The following is a 17,717-nucleotide window of genomic DNA, read 5'->3' on the forward strand; positions in this document are numbered from 1 at the left end:
AGGGGCGTTCCGATCACCGGAACGCCCCTTTTTCTGTCTAAGCCTGACGTCGTGGGCCTGATCAGCCTTCGACCTTGGCATATTTGGGCGCGGCTTCGTTCAGTATGCGCAGGATCTTCTTCAGAGCGGTCGGCTCGTCCGTTTCTTCCATCGCCGCCAGTTCGCGGGCCAGGCGGCTGGACGCCGCTTCGAAGATCTGGCGTTCGGAATAGCTTTGTTCGGGCTGGTCGTCGGCACGGAACAGGTCGCGCGTCACTTCGGCGATCGACACCAGGTCGCCCGAATTGATCTTCGCTTCATATTCCTGGGCGCGGCGCGACCACATGGTCCGCTTGACCTTGGGCTTGCCCTTGAGCGTTTCCATCGATTCCTCCAGCGTCTTGTTGGAGGACAGCTTGCGCATGCCGACGCCTTCGGCTTTGTTGGTCGGCACGCGCAGCGTCATGCGCTCTTTTTCGAAACGGAGCACGTACAGCTCCAGCTCCATGCCCGCGATCTGCTCCTTTTGCAGTTCGATCACACGGCCAACGCCATGCTTGGGGTAAACGACATAATCACCAACGTCAAAGGACAGCGCTTTGGCAGCCATTTGATACCTTTCCAATTCGACCGGGGGACGGGCCGTCGCGGGGGCAGATGTGCAAGAGACATAAGCCGGGAGGTCCACGGCGCCACCGTCAAGACATGAAGCGTATTCTCCAAGGCTGGACAGGGGTATGTCCGGCCGTTGGAGCGCTATTTAGCAGATTCGTAACAAAATTACCACCCCCGGACATAGTGGCCGGGAGCGTGGCGCAAAACGGGACGCAGGATGGACGGCGCGGGCCGCCCGGATCAGTTGCCGGTGCCGGGCTCGGGCGAGAAGAATTTCTCCAGCTTGCCTTCCACGCCGTTCATCTCTTCGGCATCGGCGGGCGCGTCGCCCTTGACCGTGATGTTGGGCCATTCGGCGGAGAATTTCGTGTTGAGCTCCAGCCATTTTTCCAGGCCGTTCTCGGTATCGGGCAGGATCGCTTCGGCCGGGCATTCCGGCTCGCACACGCCGCAGTCGATGCACTCGCTGGGGTTGATGACCAGCATATTCTCGCCCTCGTAGAAACAATCGACAGGGCAGACCTCGACGCAATCCATGAATTTGCAGCGGATGCAGTTGTCGGTCACGACATAGGTCATTGTCAGGGCACTCTTGGCTTGGAAAAACGCGGTCCTGCTATGCTCAGGCAAGCCGAAGGTCAATGAGGATATTGTTGCCCGGTGTTTAGGACCGGTTTGGCGGCCCAGTCGACCGAAGTTCACACCGTCGCAGGACGACATTTTCCGCGTGTTGCGACGAACCTGATGATGCGATCCCTGATCGCGCGCGCTCACGCGCCGATCGTCAGTTCCTCATAACAGTCCTGCGCTTCGGCCGCCGGGCCGCGGCGCGTGGGGAGTTGGATCACGCGCACCACGCACACGGCGTCGCCATGGGGGAAGGTGATGAGGTCGCCCGCGCGCACCGGCGCGTGGGCGCGTTCGATGCGGCGGCCATTCAGCCGGATATGGCCGGTTTCGGCCAGCTTTTGTGCGTTCGACCGGCTGGAACACAGCCGGACGAACCACAGATATTTGTCGATGCGCAGGCTCGGCCCATGGCCGATGCCGGTCACCGGGTTAGCCATTGCGGCCGAGCAGGTCGGCAAGCCCCGCAAAGGCGTTGTTGACCGGGGCCGGGCTGCTGCGATGCGCCGGGGCGTCACCCGTGCGATCGCGCTGTTGGCGTTCGTTGCGCGGTTTGCCACCGCTACGTTTACCCTCATTCTGCTTGTCAGCGCCCGGATTGTCGCCGCGGCGGGGGCCGCGCGATTGCTGCGCGCGTTCTGGACGTGGCTTCTGCCGACCTTTGAATACCCAGTTAGCTGCATTGACGGTCGGTGCTTCAACGGCTTCGACTGGTTCCGCGCTTTCGACCGGTTCTACGCCCTCGACCGCTTCTGCGGTCGGCTTCGAGGCAGGCGCCTCCACAGGGCGGAAGCCCGCGAGGCGCATCAGTTGCAGGAAGGCGGGTTCGGACAGGCCGAGCGACACGATCTGCGGGCTGACATGGGTGAAGGCTTCGTTCTTCGCGATGGCTTCATGCGCGGTGCGGGCCATGCGTTCGGCCATGTCGATGCGCAGCATCTGATCACCAAAGCCGCGGAAGCCGGCGATACGCGCGCCCATCTGTTCGAATTTCTCGCCGGTCGGGATCAGGGTGATGCCGGGCAGCGGCAGCGGCAGGCAGGGTTTGCCGATGCGCGCGGCCAACAGGGCGGAGCGCCAGCGCGCCGCACCGGGCTTCAACAGGCCGGGATGATAAATGTCGAGCACGCCTATATCGATGCCCGCCTTGCGCAACAAATGGCGCTGGTCCTTGTCGAGATGGCCTAGCGCCGAATCGAGATCCGTCCGCGCGATCACGCCGCCGGCATCGCCCAGTTGCGCGAATACGGCGCGGACAACGGCGGGCGTTTCAGGATCGGACGCGCTTTCGCTCATTTTGACGAGGGGGAGGAGATGCTTCTGCTTCTGCGCCTCGACCCAGGCGGTCAGGCGCGTGGCGACCTGCTTCTGGACATCCTGATCCAGGTCGAGAATCGCGCGATCCAGCCGAATTTCGGGCGCAAGCAGGTTTGGTCCCGCCAGCAGCGACGCTACCGGCGTTTCGCCCCAGGCGATGCCCGGTGCCTGTCCTGCTTCGTCCATGAGCGCGAAATCCGTATCCACAGCGCTCACCAGTTCGTCTGCCTTCACTCGCAATACCTTTCCAAGGCGCCGTTCCGCGGCCGCCAGCAACATCTTTCGATCCTGATGTCGCGTAGCGGGATCGACCGAGAATCGGAAGCCGTCAAGTTTTCCGATCGTCTCGCCATCGACACAGACGCTCCCGTCCGCCTCCACGACGACCGGCAGGTTGCTGGCATTCTGCCCGATATCGCGCAACAGGACGGAGGTACGCCGGTCCACGAAACGCTGCGTCAGCGCGGCGTGCAGCGCATCGGACAGCTTTTCCTCCAGCGCGCGGGTCCGTTCCGCCATCTCGGCGGGATATTCCAGCCAGTCGGGGCGATGGGCGATATAGGACCAGGTGCGCGCCGCCGCGATCCGGCCCGACAGCGTGTCGATATCGCCCTGCACCGAATCGAGTCGCGCCAGATTCTGGGCGAACCAGTCGCGCGGGATGTAGCCATTCGCCTCCGACAGGAAGCGCCAGATGCGGTTGACCGCGCGAGCATGATGGTCCGCGCCCAGCTTCTGGAAGTCGGGCAGGCTGCTGGCCGCCCAGAGCCGCTCGACCTGACGCTTCGTCCGCACCCGCTCGATCACCAGCGGGTCTTCGGCCAGCCGTTTGAGGACCGCGAGGTCGACCGCCTGCGGCGCGGCGCGCAATTCGGGACGGTCGGGGCGCTCCTCCAGATCGGCGATCAACTGGTCCAGCCGCTCGGTGCGGGGCGTGCCGTCGCGCCAGAACAGTTGATCGATCGGCGGGAAACGATGGGCCTCGATCGCTTCTATTTCTTCGGGGGTGAAGGCGGCGTCGCCATCCTCTCCCCCTAAGCTGCCGAATGTGCCGTCCTTGTGGTGGCGGCCTGCGCGCCCGGCGATCTGCGCCATTTCACTGACGGTCAGGCGGCGGGTGCGATGGCCATCATATTTCCGCAGCGACGCGAAGGCGACATGGGCGACGTCGAGGTTGAGGCCCATGCCGATCGCGTCGGTCGCGACCAGATAATCGACGTCGCCATTCAGGAACATCTGCACCTGCGCGTTGCGGGTGCGGGGACTGAGCGCCCCCATTACGACCGCCGCGCCGCCGCGAAAGCGCCGCAGCATTTCGGCGACGGCATAGACTTCCTCCGCGGAGAAGGCGACGATGGCGGAGCGTTTGGGCAGGCGCGACAGCTTCTTCGCACCGGCATAGGAGAGGGTCGAGAAGCGCGGGCGGCCGATGATGTCGATATCAGGGACCAGCGATTTGACGACGCGCGCGATGCTGGCGGACCCCAGGATCATCGTTTCTTCCCGGCCGCGGGCGCGCAGCAGCCGGTCGGTGAAGATATGGCCTCGTTCCGGGTCGGCACCCAGTTGCGCCTCGTCCAGCGCGACGAAGGCGAAATCTTTCAGGCCGTTTGTTGTTACGTCGGTGTCGCGCTGGCCCTGGCTGATCGGCATCGATTCGGCGGTGCAGAGGAAGTAGCGGGCACCCGGCGGCACGATCTTTTCCTCGCCGGTGATGAGCGCGACCTGCGCCGGTCCCTTGATCGCGACGACGCGGTCATAGACTTCGCGGGCCAGCAGCCGCAGCGGAAAGCCCATCATGCCGCTGCTATGGCCGCACATCCTCTCGACCGCGAGGTGCGTCTTGCCGGTATTGGTTGGACCCAGAACGGCGGTGATGGGGGAACGGGCGAACTGGACCATGGTCATCCCTATGTCGGGGAGGACAGAGCGGGGAGCAAGGGGATTATAGGGTTCCTTGGCGTTACGAGCGCCCGTCCGGCGATCGACACGCTTTGTCGCGGCCCGCAATGTCATCGCAACGTCTTTATTTGACTTTAACCCTGTGCGTTCACAACAGTCGCGCCCACGCATGGCGCGGGGGACGTTGCCAATGCAGCAATGCCGACGCAGCAACGACAAAAAGCCTTTGGGGTCGCGGGTTTGTTTCAGGAACACCAGTTCGGGTCGCAGCAGGGCGGCGCATCCATGTCGCTATGGATGGCCGACGCACTGGGCCATGCGCCCGTGGCGGCGACGAAGGACTGGCGCGCACGGCTCCGCGATTGGGCCGACGAGGTCGATCTGGTCCCGGACCTCGCCGAACGGGTTGGCAGCCGCACCTGGTTCCGCGGTCTGTTCACCTGTTTCGGCCTGTGCGCCACCGCCCTCTATCTCTCCCCCGGTTTCCAGCCGATTCCCGGCCTGCCCGGCGCGCGGCTGAGCGACGGGCATTATGACGAAGTGCGCAGCCAGATGATCACGCCGCTGGCGCTCGGCGCGGACAGCGGCCGGCATATGGGCGCGACCGACGCGGTGCAACCGCTGCGCGAAACGCCCGAACGGCCACAGATCGAACTGAGCGCCCAGATCGGCAGCAGCGACACGCTCCCCCGCGCCCTGTCGCGTGCCGGCGTCAGCAGCGGCGACGTCGCCACGATCACGTCCATGGTGGGCGGCGACATCAGCGAAGGCGTCAAGCCCGGCACCCGGCTCGACATCATCCTGGGCCGTCGCGTCAGCCGCGACCGGCCGCGTCCGCTGGACAAGCTTGCCTTCCGCGCGCGGCTCGACCTGGCGCTGGAACTGACGCGCGCGGCCGGCGTGCTGTCGGTCAAGCGCATCCCCATCCGCGTCGACAACACCCCGCTGCGCATCCAGGGCGTGGTCGGCGACAGCATCTACCGCTCCGCCCGCGCGTCCGGCGCGCCGCCCAAGGCGGTGCAGGCCTTCCTGCGGGTGATCGCGGGGCAGGTCGATCTGGGCGGTATCGGCGCTGGCGATCGATACGACATCGTCACCGAATATCGCCGCGCCGAAACCGGCGACGTGGAGGTGGGTGACCTGCTCTATGCCGGGTTGAAGCGTGCGCGCGGCAAGTCGGTCGACATGCTCAAATGGACCAGGGACGGCCGCACCGAATGGTTCGAGGCGTCGGGCGTGGGCGAACGGCGCGGCGTGCTGTCCGCCCCGGTCGCCGGGCGCATGTCGTCGGGCTATGGCGCGCGGCGTCATCCGATATTGGGCTATACGCGGATGCATGCGGGCATCGATTTCGCGGCACGCTATGGATCGCCGATCTATGCCGTCACCGACGGCGTGGTCGCCTTTGCCGGGCGGCATGGCGGCCATGGCAATTATGTCCGCATCCAGCATGGCGGCGGCCTCGCCACCGGTTACGCCCATATGAGCCGCATCGCCGCAGCGACGGGCCAGCGGGTGCGGCGCGGCCAGGTGATCGGCTATGTCGGGTCAACCGGCCTGTCGACCGGGCCGCATCTCCATTACGAGTTGTATCGCAATGGCGCGACGGTCAATCCGCTGTCGGTGAAGTTCACCACGACGGCGCAACTGGCAGGGGCCGAACTGGCGGCGTTCCGGGCGCGACTGGCGCAATATCAGGGGCTGCGCGTGGGAAGCCACGAAGCGTTTGCACAGAAGGCTGTGGCAGCGCCGGTGGCGTCGGGCAAGTGATAACTCCCGTTCGCCCTGAGCGAAGTCGAAGGGCATGGCTGAGCCTGCCGAAGCCACTTCGCCTCCGCTTAATATAGGGCTTCGACTTTGCTCAGCCTGAACGGTTGGGCTGTTGCGCATAAACGCCCCTTCCCGTGCATCGTCGGCTCCGTTTTTCTTGTTTTTCCGCATTCTGCGAGTCGTCGGCTGTTCCAGCCGCCTTCAGAATGCTCTAGGGCGCGGCGATGACTGGTTCCATCACCGCCATCCTGCTCGCAGGCGCGCGCCCCATCGCCGATCCGCTGGCCATAGCCGCCGGCGTGCCGGTCAAGCCACTCGTCCCAGTCGGGGGCGAACCGATGATCAACCGCCCGGCGCGCTCGCTGCTCGACCATCCTGCGATCGGGCAGGTGATCGTGCTGACGCAGCGGCCCGACGTCTTCGCCGCTGATCCCGCCACCGCCTGGCTGGCCGATCATCCGCGGGTGCGGTTCGAGACGGGCGGGCAGGGGATCGCCTCGTCGCTGCTGGCGCTGCTGGAGACGGGCGATGTGCCGTTCCCGATCCTGCTGACCACGGCGGACCACGTGCTGCTAGACGGCGCGATGCTCGACCAGTTTGTGGCGGAAGCCAGCGGCGCGGACATTGCCGTCGCCATGGTGGAGCGCGCGACATTGCTGGCCCGCTATCCCGATTCGCGCCGCACCTGGCTCAAATTCCGCGACGGATGGTGGTCGGGCGCGAACATCTTCTGGTTTGGCAGCAACAAGGCCCGCCCGGTGATCGCGCTGTGGCAAGAGGTGGAGCAGGACCGCAAGAAGGGCTGGAAGATATTGGCCGCCTTCGGGCCGTTCGCGCTGATGGGTGCATTGCTGCGCATCCTCACCTTACGCGGCGGTATCGCGCGGATCGGGCTCAAGTTCGGCCTGACCGCGCGGCTGGTGGCGATGGACAGCCCGGAGGCGTGCATCGACGCGGACAAGCCGGCGGACGTGACGCTGATCGAGACGATTTTGAAGCGACGATAAGCAAAGAGCGCCACAGTTGGCGCTTCTCATTTCACGACTGCGCTCGAAACGAACGGATGCGGGAGGATTACCGCCGGAAACTCTCCGCCGCCGCGCAGGCCAGTGCGTCGGCGCGTTCATTTTCCGGGTGGCCGGCATGGCCCTTTACCCATTGCCAGGTCACCTGATGGGGCGCGATCGCCTTGACCAGCAGTTGCCAGATTTCGACATTCTTGACCGGCTTGTTGTCGGCGGTGCGCCAGCCGCGCTTCTGCCAACCGAAAATCCATTTGGTGATGCCGTCCAGCACATATTTGCTGTCGGTGTAGATAGTCACCTTGCACGGCTTCTTCAGCATGTTCAGCGCTTCCACCGCGGCCATCATCTCCATGCGGTTGTTTGTCGTCTGCGCCTCGCCGCCGGAAATTTCCTTCTCTTTGTCGCCAAAGCGCAGCACCGCGCCCCAGCCGCCCGGACCAGGATTGCCCTTGCAGGCACCGTCGGTGAAGATGTCTATGGTGGGGAGGTCGGTCATATATTCTCCTCCGCACGGTTCGAGCGAAATCGAGAACCGCTTCTCGACTTCGCTCGAAGCGAACGGGTGTTGGTGGGGGCTTAGGCGCCCAGCAAGGTCGCGGGTTCGGCCTGCGCATAGAAGTCCAGCCGGCGCAGATAGGCGAGCGGGTCTTTGCGCGTCACCAGCGCGTCGGCCGGTGTGTTGATCCAGTCATAGGCGCGGGTCAGCAGGAAGCGCAGCGCCGCACCGCGGCACAGGATCGGGAAGGCGGCGCATTCGGCGGCGCTCAACCCATGCGCTTGGCGGTAGCCTGCGCCGATCGCTGCGCCGCGCGCGCCGAACCAGATCGCGCCATCATTGCTGAAGCACCAGGCGCTGTGGGTGACGGCCAGGTCATAGGCGCGGATGTCGGTGCAGCTGAAATAAAAGTCGATGAGGCCCGTCACATCCTCGCCCAACATCAGCACATTGTCGGGGAAGAGATCGGCATGGATCACCGATCGCGGCAGGTCGGCGGGCCAATGCGCGTCCAGAAACGCCAGCTCCTGCGCGACGCGCGCGGCCAGGCCGGGCTGGATCTGGTCGAAATCGTCGCCGCATTTCGCCGCCAGATCGTGCCAGCCGGCGATGTCGAGCGCATTGCGTCGTTCGCTGGCAAAGCCCAGCGCCGCCCGGTGCAGTTCGCCCAGCGCCACGCCGGCGGCGCGCGCCTGTCCGGGGGTCGGTTCGGTGACGCTGATGCCGGTCAGAAATTCGATCAGGCAGGCGGGGCGGCCCGACAATTGCTGGAGCCGCTTGCCATCCCGATCGGCGATGAAGCGCGGCACCAGACAGCCGCGCGCGCCCAGATGGTCGAGCAGGTCCATGAAGAAGGGCAGGTCCGCCTCATCCACCCGCTTTTCGTAAAGCGTCAGGATATAGCGATGCCTCGTTCCATCCGCACCGGTGGTTTCCAGCAGATAATTGCTGTTCTCCACCCCCTCGGCGATCCCCTTGGCCGACACCAGCCGACCGGCGTCGTAACGGGTGAGGAAGGCGTCGATCTCTTCGGCGGGAACATGGGTATAGACGGCCATGGTTCAGGCGGCTTCCAACCCGCGGGGCAGCTTGAAGGCGATCGTCTCGCGCGTGGTTTCCACCTGTTCCTCTTCGACCGTGAAGCGCTCCGCCAGCCGATCGACCACTTCGCGCACCAATATCTCCGGTGCGGAGGCACCCGCGGTCAGGCCCAGCGTCGTCACGCCGTCCAACCAGGCGAAGTCGATCTCCGATGCGCGCTGGATCAGCCGGGCGGGCGTGCCTTCGCGCTCCGCCACTTCCACCAGCCGCAGCGAGTTGGAACTGTTGGGCGCGCCGATGACGTAGAGCGCCTGGCAGCGGGCGGCGATCGCCTTCACCGCGGTCTGGCGGTTCGATGTCGCGTAGCAGATATCCTCGCCCTTGGGCGCTGCGATGGTGGGGAAACGGCGCTCCAGCGTCGCGACGATCGCGGCGGTATCGTCCACCGACAGCGTCGTCTGGGTCAGGAAGGCGAGATTGTCGGGGTCGGCGGCCGCGAAAGCCTCCGCATCCTCGACCGTTTCGATCAGGGTCATCGCGCCGTCGGGCACCTGGCCGAAGGTGCCGATCACTTCGGGATGCCCCTTATGTCCGATAAACAGGATGTGGCGGCCGGCCTCCACCTGCCGCTCCGCCTGGCGATGGACCTTGCTGACCAGCGGGCAGGTGGCGTCGAGATAGTCCAGGCCGCGCTGCTCCGCCTTGGCCGGCACCGCCTTGGGCACGCCATGGGCGGAAAATACGACCGGCACGCCATCGGGCACCTGGTCCAGGCTTTCGACGAAGATCGCGCCCTTGGCCTTTAGCCCGTCCACGACATATTTGTTGTGGACGATTTCATGGCGGACATAGACCGGCGCGCCATATTTCTCGATCGCCTTTTCCACGATGATGATCGCGCGGTCGACCCCTGCGCAAAAGCCGCGCGGCGCGGCGATCAGGAGCTTCATCGGCGGGCGGGCGGAGGGCGCGTGCGTCATGCCTTGCCGCTTAGGCGAATGTGCGGCCGGAAGAAAGAGCCAACCGGCCAAAGGAAAGAGCGAACCGGAAGAAGGCGCGAACCCGAAAGCCGCGTCCTTATATGTGGAAAGGATGGGCGGTTGCGTGGCGGGCGGCGGATGGATAAGGAAGCGCAAAGCTTTTGGTCTGTGGGGCCATGCGAAGGAATATCTGCCTGTGAAAGTGTCTCATATCGCCGTGACTGCCATGCTGGCCCTCGCTCTGGCGGGCTGTTCGCGCCGGGGCGAGATCGACGCGACCGGCGGCATCGTCGCGGTGCGTTCGGCCTGCCCGACAGCGGCGATTCCCGCGCAGACCGGCGATATCACCCTGTTTACCGCGCCCGGCCGCACCGATGCCGCAGCGATCGACGTGGTGGCGGAGATCACCAACCTGCGTTCGACCTGCGCGGATGGGGAGCAATTCTATACCGAGGCGACCTTCACCGTGAATGCGCGGCGCAGCGACGCCAGCGCGGCGCGGCAGGTAACCTTGCCCTATTTCTCCGCTGTTGTGCAGGCCGGCACCAATGTCGTCGCCAAGCGCGTGGGCCAGGTGACGCTGAACTTCGCGGCGGGCGACTATCGCGCCAGCGCGCAGGGCAAGGCCGGCTCCTATGTGAACAAGTCGGCCGCGACGCTGCCCGCCGATATCCAGACCAAGATCACGCAGAAGCGCAAGGCAGGCGACGCCGACGCCGCGATCGATCCCTTCGCCCAGCCCGACGTCAAGGCGGCATTGCAGCGAACCAGCTTCGAGTTGCTCGTGGGTTTCAACCTGACCCAGGATCAGCTCCGATATAACGCGACCCGTTAAGAGCTTCTCGCAGTTTACCTATCCTCCGTTCTTGCTGAGTAGGGACTGAGCGAAGCCGAAGGCCCGTATCGAAGCATCACATTTATCCAGATCCTTCTATCCAGATCCTTCGATACGCCATTTGCCCTTCGGTCGTCTTCGACTCCGACTTCGCTCAATGGCTACTCAGGACGAACGGTATTTTTTTGTGATGCAGGATCGTTCGATGTCCCTTTACACCCGTTTCACCGCCCATCTCGACGCCGTGCTGGACGCGCTGGAGGCTGAGGGCACATTGCCCGCCGGTCTTAACCGCAAGCCGGTGACCGTGGAGCCGCCGCGCGACCCCAGCCATGGCGACCTGGCCACCAATGCCGCAATGGTCCTGGCCAAGCCCGCGGGCACCAATCCGCGCGCGCTGGCTGACGCGATCGTGACCAAGCTACAGGCGCTCGATGAGGTCGAAAGCGCCGCCATCGCCGGTCCCGGCTTCATCAACCTGACCTTGACCGATCCGACCTGGCGCGCGGAACTGGCCGCAATTCATGCGGATGCCGATGATTATGGCCAGTCCGGTATCGGCCAGGGCGTGACTGTCAATGTCGAATATGTCTCCGCCAACCCGACCGGTCCCATGCATATGGGCCATTGCCGGGGCGCGGTGGTGGGTGACGCGCTCGCCACGCTGCTGGAATATGCCGGGCATAAGGTGACCCGCGAATATTATATCAATGACGCGGGCGGTCAGGTGGATGTCCTCGCCCGCTCCGCCCATATCCGCTATCGCGAGGCGCTGGGCGAGGATGTGACCATCCCCGAAGGCCTGTATCCGGGCGACTATCTGGTGCCGGTGGGTCAGGCGCTGGCCGCCGAATATGGCGACAAGTTCGTCGGCGCGCCGGAGAGCGACTGGCTCGTTACCTTCCGGAGCTTCGCCGTGGCGCAGATGATGGACCTGATCCGCGCCGACCTGGCCCTGCTGGGCATCCATCACGACATTTTCTCGTCAGAGGCGGAATTGCAGGCGGCGGGCAAGCCGGAGCAGGCCGAAGCCTGGCTGCGCGCGCATGACCTGGTCTATGACGGCGTGCTGGAAGCGCCCAAGGGCGAATTGCCCGACGATTGGGAGCCAGTCGAACTACCGCTGTTCCGCTCCACAAAATTTGGCGACGATCAGGATCGGCCAATCAAGAAGTCGAACGGGTCTTGGACCTATTTCGGCGCCGACATGGCCTATCACTACCAGAAGGCACAGTCCGCCGACCAGTTGATCGACATATGGGGCGCGGACCATGCCGGCACGGTCAAGCGCATCCAGGCCGCCGTCGCCGCGCTGACGGAGGGTAAGGCGCGGTTCGACGTCAAGCTGATCCAGATGGTCCGCCTGCTGCGCGATGGCGAGCCCGTGAAGATGTCCAAGCGCGCGGGCAATTTCGTGACGCTGGCCGATGTGGTGCAGGAAGTGGGCAAGGATGTCGTCCGTTTCACCATGCTGACGCGCAAGGCCGACGCCCAGATGGATTTCGACTTTGCCAAGGTGGTGGAGGCGTCGAAGGACAATCCGGTCTTCTACGTCCAGTACGCCCATGCGCGGATTGCCTCGCTCGGACGACGGGCGGAGGAGGCGGGGATCGTCCTGCCCGCGCCCGACCTGTCCCTTCTTGGGACGGCGGAGTTGGCCATCGTCAAGCTCGCCGCCCAGTTCCCGCGGGTGGTGGAAGGGTCTGCTTTGGCCCGCGAGCCGCACCGGGTTGCCTTCTATCTCAATGACTTGGCTTCCGCCTTCCACGGCTGGTGGAACATGGGCAATGACGATCCGCGCGCCCGCGTCATCCTTGCCGACGATCCGGCGCTGACCGCCACGCGCCTTTTCCTGGCGCAAGGAATAGGGCAGATTATCCGCAACGGCCTCGCCCTGATGGGCGTTGCGGCCCTGACGGAAATGCAGTGAGGCGCTGGAAATGAGCGATTATGCGCGTGGGCGACTGGATCTGGACGATGAAGATCGTCTGCCGTGGCTGGAGCCGGCGATCGACGATGACGGTGACGAGCCGATCTCGCCGCTGCGGCTGCTCGGCCTGATCCTGCTGGGCCTCGCGCTGATCGGCGCAGTGGTTGCGGGGGTGTGGTGGGTACAGAACCGTAACGGCGCGGGTGGCGCTGGCGAGGGGCAGTTGATCGCCGCGCCGCCGCAGGATTACAAGATCGCCGCTAACGAAGCCGACGCCAAGAAGTTCGCCGGCGAAGGCGACTCCAGCTTCGCCGCCAGCGAAGGCGTGCTGCGCGATGGCCGGATCGATCCCAGCCGCGTGCCCGAAGCGCCGATCGCCAAGACCGCGCCGGCACCCGCAGCCCCGGCACCCGCTGCGCCGAACAAGCCCGCCGCCAGCGTCACGGCGCGCGTTACCGATGAAACCGGAGTGCGCCAGGCTGAAACGCCAAAGGCCGCCGCCGGTGGCGCGATGATCCAGCTTGGTGCCTATGGCAGCGCGTCGGGGGCCAAGGACGCCTGGACCAAGCTGTCCAAGCGTTTCGCCTATCTCGCCCCGCTCGCCATGACGGTCGAACCGGCGCAGGTCGGAGGCGGCACCGTCTATCGCCTGCGCGCGAGCGCGGGCGGCCAGGCAAGCATGATCTGCGGCAAGCTGAAGGTCGCGGGCGAAAGCTGCCTGGTGGTCAATTAAAGGGGGAAGGGCGCGCTGCTCTTCTCCTTCGACAATGTCGTTCCGCCCCGCTAGTCTCATGGTCATGAAACCCGTCATCTTCGGTCTGTCCGGCGAAACCCTGACCGGCGACGAGCGCGCCTTCTTTGCAGAGGCGCAGCCCGCCGGATACATCCTGTTCAAACGCAATATCGCCGACCGGGCGCAGTTGCGCGCGCTGACCGACGATCTGCGCAGCCTGCATGGCCGCGACGACCTGCTCATCATGATCGACCAGGAAGGCGGCCGGGTGGCGCGGATGCAGGCACCGGTCTGGCCCAGCTTCCCGGCGGGCGCGCAGTTCGACCGGCTCTATGACCTTGCCCCGTCCAGCGCGATCGCCGCCGCGCGCGCCAATGCCCGCGCCATCGCACTGACTCTCGCGGAAGTCGGCATTACCGTCGATGCGCTGCCGCTGCTCGACGTGCGGCAGGACGGCGCGAGCGACATTATGGGCGACCGCACGCTGGGTGCCGACCCGATGCGCGTCGCGGCGCTGGGCCGCGCCACGCTGGAGGGACTGGCCGAAGGCGGCGTGGTCGGCATCGTCAAACATATGCCGGGCCATGGCCGGGCGATGGTCGACAGCCATCTGGCCCTGCCGGTGGTGACCGCCAATCTCAACGCGCTGGAAACCGACCTGGCGCCGTTCCGCACGCTCAACCAGGCGCCGATCGGGATGACCGCCCATGTCGTCTATACCGAATGGGATGCACAGCACCCGGCCAGCCTCTCGCCGACCATCATCGGGGAGATCATCCGGCAGCGGATCGGCTTCAACGGGCTGCTGATGTCTGACGATTTGGACATGAAGGCGCTCAAGGGCAGCATCCCCGACCTCGCGGCCGGCGTGGTCGCGGCGGGATGCGATCTGGCGCTCAACTGCTGGGGCAAGATGGACGATATGGTCGGGATCGCAGACCTGTTGCCTGAGATTACGGACAAGGCGCGGGCGCGGCTCGACCGGGCGATGGCATCGGTGACGCGGGGGACGGACCAGCCACCGATCGGGGAATTGCTGGCGACGCGGGATATGCTGCTGGGGCTGGTGGCGGCCTGAAAGTGGACGATCTCTTTATTGCCCCCGCCATTCCCAGCCCAGAAACGCTCACCGTCAGCTTCGAGGCGTGGGAAGGGCCGCTCGACCTGCTGCTCAGCCTGGCGCGGACGCAGAAGGTGGATCTGCGCGAAATTTCCATTCTGGCGCTGACCGAACAATATCTGGACTTCATCGATGGCGCGCGGGAATTGCGGTTGGAACTGGCGGCGGACTATCTGGTGATGGCGGCCTGGCTCGCTTATCTGAAATCCTCGTTGCTGCTGCCGCGGCAGGAACAGGCCGATCCCAGCCCCGAAGATTTGGCGCTGCGACTGCAATTACGGCTCCAGCGGCTGCACGCCATGCGCGACGCCGCCGCCCGGCTGATGGCGCGCGACCGGGTCGGACGCGATGTCTTCGCCCGGCGCAAGCCGGAAGGGCTGCGGCTGGTCAAGAAGGCGCTATGGCGCGCCAGCCTCTATGACCTGATCCAGTCCTACGGCCAGATTCGCGCCCGCACCCAGCCGGCTGTCCACATCATCGCGGTGCGCCCGGTGATGACGCTGGACGAGGCGATCCAGCGGGTCGGTTCGCTGGTGGGCGCGGCGCTCGACTGGACCCGGCTCGAATCCTTCCTGCCGCCCGATCTCGACGCGCCCAAGGCGAAGTCGGCGCTCGCCAGCAGCTTCGTCGCGGCGCTGGAACTGGCGCGGCAGGGGCGGCTGGAGATGCAGCAGGACGGCATTTTCGCACCGCTCTATCTGCGCGCCGCGCCGCCGAATCAGGAAGCCGTGGCATGACCCCCGAACCCGACGATTTCCTGCGCGCGGTGGAGGCCGCCCTGTTCGTGGCGGAAACGCCGCTGACGCCCGCCGACATCAAATTGCATGTCGGGGAAGGCGGTGATCTTCCCGCAGCGCTTGGCGCGCTGGCCGATCATTATGCCGGGCGCGGGGTCAATCTGGTCGAACGGGGCGGGCGCTGGCATTTTCAGACCGCGCCCGACCTGGCCCATATCCTGCGCCGCGAAAAGGACGAGCCGCGCAAATTGTCGCGCGCGGCGATGGAGACGCTGGCGATCATTGCCTATCATGAGCCGGTAAGCCGCGCGGAAATCGAGGCGATCCGCGGGGTTCAGGTGGCCAAGGGCACGCTCGACGTGCTGATGGAAGCGGGCTGGGTGCGCCCTGCCGGACGACGCGAAGTGCCCGGTCGCCCTCTTATCTATGCGACGACCGTAGATTTTCTGTCACATTTCGGGCTTAGCAGCCGGCGCGACCTTCCGGGCGTGGACGATCTGCGCGCCGCGGGCCTGCTCGACCCGGTCGATTTGGCGCTGGAGGGTCTGGGCGGTCAATCCGTTGTGGAAAATGACGATGAAGACGCCTAGATAGGCCTTCTACTAGGAGTATTGAAAAATGGGTTCCTTTTCGCTGATGCACTGGGTCATCGTGCTCCTGGTCGTCATGCTGCTGTTCGGCGGCGGCCGTATTTCTGGCCTGATGGGTGACGTGGCCAAGGGCATCAAGAGCTTCAAGAAGGGCATGGCCGACGATAGCGACGACGACGCGACCCCGGCCAAGCCCGCGACGCGCCTGGAAGGGCATCGCGTGCCGGAGCAGGACGCGCCGACCCCCAGCGCGACCGAAGAAAAGACCAAGGCCTGATCCTCTAGCGCAGGCCGGTAGTCCCGCATGTTTGGTATCGATTCGTCCGAATTTCTGGTGATCGTGATCATAGCCGTGATCGTGATCGGGCCGAAGGATTTGCCGCGCGCCTTGTACAAGGTGGGGCAGATCGTCGGCAAGGCGCAGGGCATGGCCCGGCACTTCCGCACCGGCATCGACGCGATGGTGCGCGAAGTGGAGCTGGAAGAGCTGGAAAAGAAATGGGCGGCGCAGAACAAGCGGATCATGGACGAGCATCCACCCGAAGTCGCGGCGACCGAAGCGCTGCCCGCGCCGGGCGAATCCGCGACGTCCGAATCCGCTGCGGAGGGTATACCGCCCTATATGGCCGAAGCACCGGCGGAAAAGCCGCCTTTCATTGCCGAATCGGCGCCTGTCGCGCCCCCCGCGGCGGACGGCCCGCCCTATGTCGCAGAGGCATCTGCCGAGCCTGTCGCGCAGCCACGCAAGGGTGATGCAGCGGCATGATCGGGGATATTGACGACAGCAAGGCACCCTTGCTCGACCATCTTATCGAACTGCGCGGCCGTTTGCTCAAATGCGTCTATGCGCTGGTAGCGACCGGGGCGATCTGCTTCTATTTTTCCGAGCAGCTTTTCACGATCCTGGTCCATCCGCTCAAGGAAGCTTTTGGCGATGGCGGCGGCAAGCTGGTCTATACCAAGCTGTACGAAGCCTTCTTCGTTCAGGTGAAGATCGCCTTTTTCGGCGCTTTCTGCCTGTCCTTCCCGATCATCGCCAACCAGCTCTGGGCCTTTGTGGCACCAGGCCTCTATGCCAAGGAAAAGAAGGCGCTGCTGCCCTTCATCCTGGCCACCCCCTTCCTGTTCGCGCTTGGCGCCAGCCTTGCCTATTTTGTGGTCATGCCGATGGCTTTCCACTTCTTTCTGGAATTTCAGGGGAATAGCAGCGGCTTGCAAGTGGAGGCGCTGCCCAGCGCGGACGCCTATCTCGGCCTCGTCATGCAATTCATCCTGGCCTTCGGCATCAGCTTCCTGATGCCGGTGCTGCTGATGCTGCTCAACCGCGCCGGCTTCGTCACGCGGGCGCAGTTGATCGGGATGCGGCGTTATATGATCGTCGCGGCCTTCATCCTGGCGGCCGTGCTGACCCCGCCCGATGTGGTGTCGCAACTGATGCTCGCGATCCCGCTGTTGCTGCTCTACGAAATCACCATCGTCGCGATCTGGTTCACCGACCGCCGGGCGGCCAAGCAAGAGGCGGCGGAAGAGGCTTCGGCGTAACTGGCGCTGGGTTTTCTGCCATTCCGCTTTTCACCGGACTTCACTTTAACAACCAGGAAAATCCCGTCACCCCAGCGAAGGCTGGGGTCTCGCGCGGGAGCACGCAGCGGTCGAAATGAGCGCTTACCCACACGTAGCGCGCCGTCGCCTGAGACCCCAGCCTTCGCTGGGGTGACGGCTATTGGGCAAGCCGGAATGGCCGCCGCACGCCCGCTTCTGGTCGAAGCCTACAGCGTCCTTCTTCGCTGCGCAAAAAAAGGCCCGCCGTTTGACGGGCGGGCCATGCTAGGGAGCGGGGTAGTAAACTATCGGGTCTGTTCGACCCTTAGTTCGCAGTCTTTTCCACGGCCTTGCCGGCGCTCTGCACGTCGCGGCCTGCGCCTTCGACCGTGTTGCACGCGGCAACCATGAGCGATCCGGTGAGCAGCACGGCGGCTAGAATTTTCTTGGTCATCGGAAATCTCCTCGTCAAAATCTG

General features: G+C 64.9%; 19 protein-coding genes. 11 read left to right on the top strand and 8 right to left on the bottom strand.

Annotated features, from left to right (window positions below):
- Positions 1–61: 61 nt before the first annotated feature.
- From HHL08_RS14455 to HHL08_RS14470, 4 genes are all read right to left on the bottom strand, one after another.
- Positions 62–589, bottom strand: a complete 528-nt coding sequence (locus HHL08_RS14455; protein ID WP_007709832.1) for a CarD family transcriptional regulator — start codon at positions 587–589, stop codon at positions 62–64.
- 245 nt (positions 590–834) lie between these two features.
- Entirely contained in the window at positions 835–1,173 is a 339-nt protein-coding gene (gene fdxA / locus HHL08_RS14460; protein ID WP_169573863.1) for a ferredoxin FdxA, read from the bottom strand.
- A gap of 191 nt (positions 1,174–1,364) precedes the next feature.
- Positions 1,365–1,661, bottom strand: coding sequence for an RNA-binding S4 domain-containing protein (locus HHL08_RS14465; protein WP_169573864.1), 297 nt, complete (start codon positions 1,659–1,661; stop codon positions 1,365–1,367).
- A complete protein-coding gene (locus HHL08_RS14470) occupies positions 1,654–4,440 on the bottom strand; it encodes a helicase-related protein (RefSeq protein WP_169573986.1) in 2,787 nt (928 codons plus the stop codon). The genes HHL08_RS14465 and HHL08_RS14470 overlap by 8 nt, the downstream gene beginning before the upstream one ends.
- Positions 4,441–4,638: 198 nt before the next feature.
- Here HHL08_RS14470 and HHL08_RS14475 point away from each other — a divergent pair, with 198 nt between their 5' ends.
- Both HHL08_RS14475 and HHL08_RS14480 read left to right on the top strand, forming a co-directional pair.
- Entirely contained in the window at positions 4,639–6,210 is a 1,572-nt protein-coding gene (locus HHL08_RS14475; RefSeq protein WP_169573865.1) for a M23 family metallopeptidase, read from the top strand.
- A 224-nt stretch (positions 6,211–6,434) separates the two neighbouring features.
- Positions 6,435–7,217, top strand: coding sequence for a nucleotidyltransferase family protein (locus tag HHL08_RS14480; RefSeq protein ID WP_169573866.1), 783 nt, complete (start codon positions 6,435–6,437; stop codon positions 7,215–7,217).
- Positions 7,218–7,284: 67 nt separating this feature from the next.
- Here HHL08_RS14480 and rnhA read toward each other — a convergent pair whose 3' ends face one another.
- The 3 genes from rnhA to ispH form a co-directional block, all read right to left on the bottom strand.
- Positions 7,285–7,731 (bottom strand): ribonuclease HI, encoded by a 447-nt coding sequence (gene rnhA / locus HHL08_RS14485; protein WP_169573867.1) that lies wholly within the window; start codon positions 7,729–7,731, stop codon positions 7,285–7,287.
- Between the two features lie 80 nt (positions 7,732–7,811).
- Complete coding sequence (gene thrB / locus HHL08_RS14490; protein ID WP_169573868.1) at positions 7,812–8,789, bottom strand: homoserine kinase; 978 nt, start codon at positions 8,787–8,789, stop codon at positions 7,812–7,814.
- A gap of 3 nt (positions 8,790–8,792) precedes the next feature.
- Positions 8,793–9,752 (bottom strand): 4-hydroxy-3-methylbut-2-enyl diphosphate reductase, encoded by a 960-nt coding sequence (ispH, locus tag HHL08_RS14495; protein WP_169573869.1) that lies wholly within the window; start codon positions 9,750–9,752, stop codon positions 8,793–8,795.
- A gap of 226 nt (positions 9,753–9,978) precedes the next feature.
- Here ispH and HHL08_RS14500 point away from each other — a divergent pair, with 226 nt between their 5' ends.
- The 9 genes from HHL08_RS14500 (at position 9,979) to tatC (ending at position 17,239) form a co-directional block, all read left to right on the top strand.
- Positions 9,979–10,587 (top strand): hypothetical protein, encoded by a 609-nt coding sequence (locus HHL08_RS14500; RefSeq protein ID WP_169573870.1) that lies wholly within the window; start codon positions 9,979–9,981, stop codon positions 10,585–10,587.
- 205 nt (positions 10,588–10,792) lie between these two features.
- A complete protein-coding gene (gene argS / locus HHL08_RS14505; protein ID WP_169573871.1) occupies positions 10,793–12,517 on the top strand; it encodes an arginine--tRNA ligase in 1,725 nt (574 codons plus the stop codon).
- Positions 12,518–12,527: 10 nt separating this feature from the next.
- Complete coding sequence (locus tag HHL08_RS14510) at positions 12,528–13,250, top strand: SPOR domain-containing protein (RefSeq protein ID WP_169573872.1); 723 nt, start codon at positions 12,528–12,530, stop codon at positions 13,248–13,250.
- 64 nt (positions 13,251–13,314) lie between these two features.
- Entirely contained in the window at positions 13,315–14,328 is a 1,014-nt protein-coding gene (nagZ, locus tag HHL08_RS14515; RefSeq protein ID WP_169573873.1) for a beta-N-acetylhexosaminidase, read from the top strand.
- A 2-nt stretch (positions 14,329–14,330) separates the two neighbouring features.
- Positions 14,331–15,107 carry a segregation and condensation protein A gene (locus tag HHL08_RS14520; RefSeq protein ID WP_169573874.1) on the top strand — a complete coding sequence of 259 codons (777 nt, stop codon included), beginning with the start codon at positions 14,331–14,333 and terminating at the stop codon, positions 15,105–15,107.
- Complete coding sequence (gene scpB, locus HHL08_RS14525) at positions 15,104–15,697, top strand: SMC-Scp complex subunit ScpB (RefSeq protein WP_169573875.1); 594 nt, start codon at positions 15,104–15,106, stop codon at positions 15,695–15,697. Before HHL08_RS14520 ends, scpB begins: the two co-directional genes overlap by 4 nt.
- 28 nt (positions 15,698–15,725) lie before the next feature.
- Positions 15,726–15,974, top strand: a complete 249-nt coding sequence (locus HHL08_RS14530) for a twin-arginine translocase TatA/TatE family subunit (protein WP_169573876.1) — start codon at positions 15,726–15,728, stop codon at positions 15,972–15,974.
- Positions 15,975–16,001: 27 nt separating this feature from the next.
- Positions 16,002–16,463, top strand: coding sequence for a Sec-independent protein translocase protein TatB (tatB, locus tag HHL08_RS14535; RefSeq protein ID WP_169573877.1), 462 nt, complete (start codon positions 16,002–16,004; stop codon positions 16,461–16,463).
- Positions 16,460–17,239, top strand: coding sequence for a twin-arginine translocase subunit TatC (tatC, locus tag HHL08_RS14540; RefSeq protein WP_169573878.1), 780 nt, complete (start codon positions 16,460–16,462; stop codon positions 17,237–17,239). The genes tatB and tatC overlap by 4 nt, the downstream gene beginning before the upstream one ends.
- Before the next feature lie 325 nt (positions 17,240–17,564).
- Here the strand turns inward: tatC and HHL08_RS14545 are convergent, their stop codons facing one another.
- Complete coding sequence (locus HHL08_RS14545) at positions 17,565–17,693, bottom strand: entericidin A/B family lipoprotein (RefSeq protein ID WP_088184748.1); 129 nt, start codon at positions 17,691–17,693, stop codon at positions 17,565–17,567.
- Positions 17,694–17,717: the final 24 nt, after the last annotated feature.

Source organism: Sphingobium psychrophilum, assembly GCF_012927105.1.
GTDB classification, from domain to species: Bacteria; Pseudomonadota; Alphaproteobacteria; order Sphingomonadales; family Sphingomonadaceae; genus Sphingobium; species Sphingobium psychrophilum.

Excerpts from the sequence above, each read along its gene's own strand:
- HHL08_RS14455 (WP_007709832.1), bottom strand. The coding sequence starts at position 589 with ATGGCTGCCAAAGCGCTGTCCTTTGACGTTGGTGATTATGTCGTTTAC.
- fdxA (WP_169573863.1), bottom strand. The coding sequence starts at position 1,173 with ATGACCTATGTCGTGACCGACAACTGCATCCGCTGCAAATTCATGGAT.
- HHL08_RS14465 (WP_169573864.1), bottom strand. The coding sequence starts at position 1,661 with ATGGCTAACCCGGTGACCGGCATCGGCCATGGGCCGAGCCTGCGCATC.
- HHL08_RS14470 (WP_169573986.1), bottom strand. The coding sequence starts at position 4,440 with ATGGTCCAGTTCGCCCGTTCCCCCATCACCGCCGTTCTGGGTCCAACC.
- HHL08_RS14475 (WP_169573865.1), top strand. The coding sequence starts at position 4,639 with ATGCCGACGCAGCAACGACAAAAAGCCTTTGGGGTCGCGGGTTTGTTT.
- HHL08_RS14480 (WP_169573866.1), top strand. The coding sequence starts at position 6,435 with ATGACTGGTTCCATCACCGCCATCCTGCTCGCAGGCGCGCGCCCCATC.
- rnhA (WP_169573867.1), bottom strand. The coding sequence starts at position 7,731 with ATGACCGACCTCCCCACCATAGACATCTTCACCGACGGTGCCTGCAAG.
- thrB (WP_169573868.1), bottom strand. The coding sequence starts at position 8,789 with ATGGCCGTCTATACCCATGTTCCCGCCGAAGAGATCGACGCCTTCCTC.
- ispH (WP_169573869.1), bottom strand. The coding sequence starts at position 9,752 with ATGACGCACGCGCCCTCCGCCCGCCCGCCGATGAAGCTCCTGATCGCC.
- HHL08_RS14500 (WP_169573870.1), top strand. The coding sequence starts at position 9,979 with ATGCTGGCCCTCGCTCTGGCGGGCTGTTCGCGCCGGGGCGAGATCGAC.
- argS (WP_169573871.1), top strand. The coding sequence starts at position 10,793 with ATGTCCCTTTACACCCGTTTCACCGCCCATCTCGACGCCGTGCTGGAC.
- HHL08_RS14510 (WP_169573872.1), top strand. The coding sequence starts at position 12,528 with ATGAGCGATTATGCGCGTGGGCGACTGGATCTGGACGATGAAGATCGT.
- nagZ (WP_169573873.1), top strand. The coding sequence starts at position 13,315 with ATGAAACCCGTCATCTTCGGTCTGTCCGGCGAAACCCTGACCGGCGAC.
- scpB (WP_169573875.1), top strand. The coding sequence starts at position 15,104 with ATGACCCCCGAACCCGACGATTTCCTGCGCGCGGTGGAGGCCGCCCTG.
- HHL08_RS14530 (WP_169573876.1), top strand. The coding sequence starts at position 15,726 with ATGGGTTCCTTTTCGCTGATGCACTGGGTCATCGTGCTCCTGGTCGTC.
- tatB (WP_169573877.1), top strand. The coding sequence starts at position 16,002 with ATGTTTGGTATCGATTCGTCCGAATTTCTGGTGATCGTGATCATAGCC.
- tatC (WP_169573878.1), top strand. The coding sequence starts at position 16,460 with ATGATCGGGGATATTGACGACAGCAAGGCACCCTTGCTCGACCATCTT.
- HHL08_RS14545 (WP_088184748.1), bottom strand. The coding sequence starts at position 17,693 with ATGACCAAGAAAATTCTAGCCGCCGTGCTGCTCACCGGATCGCTCATG.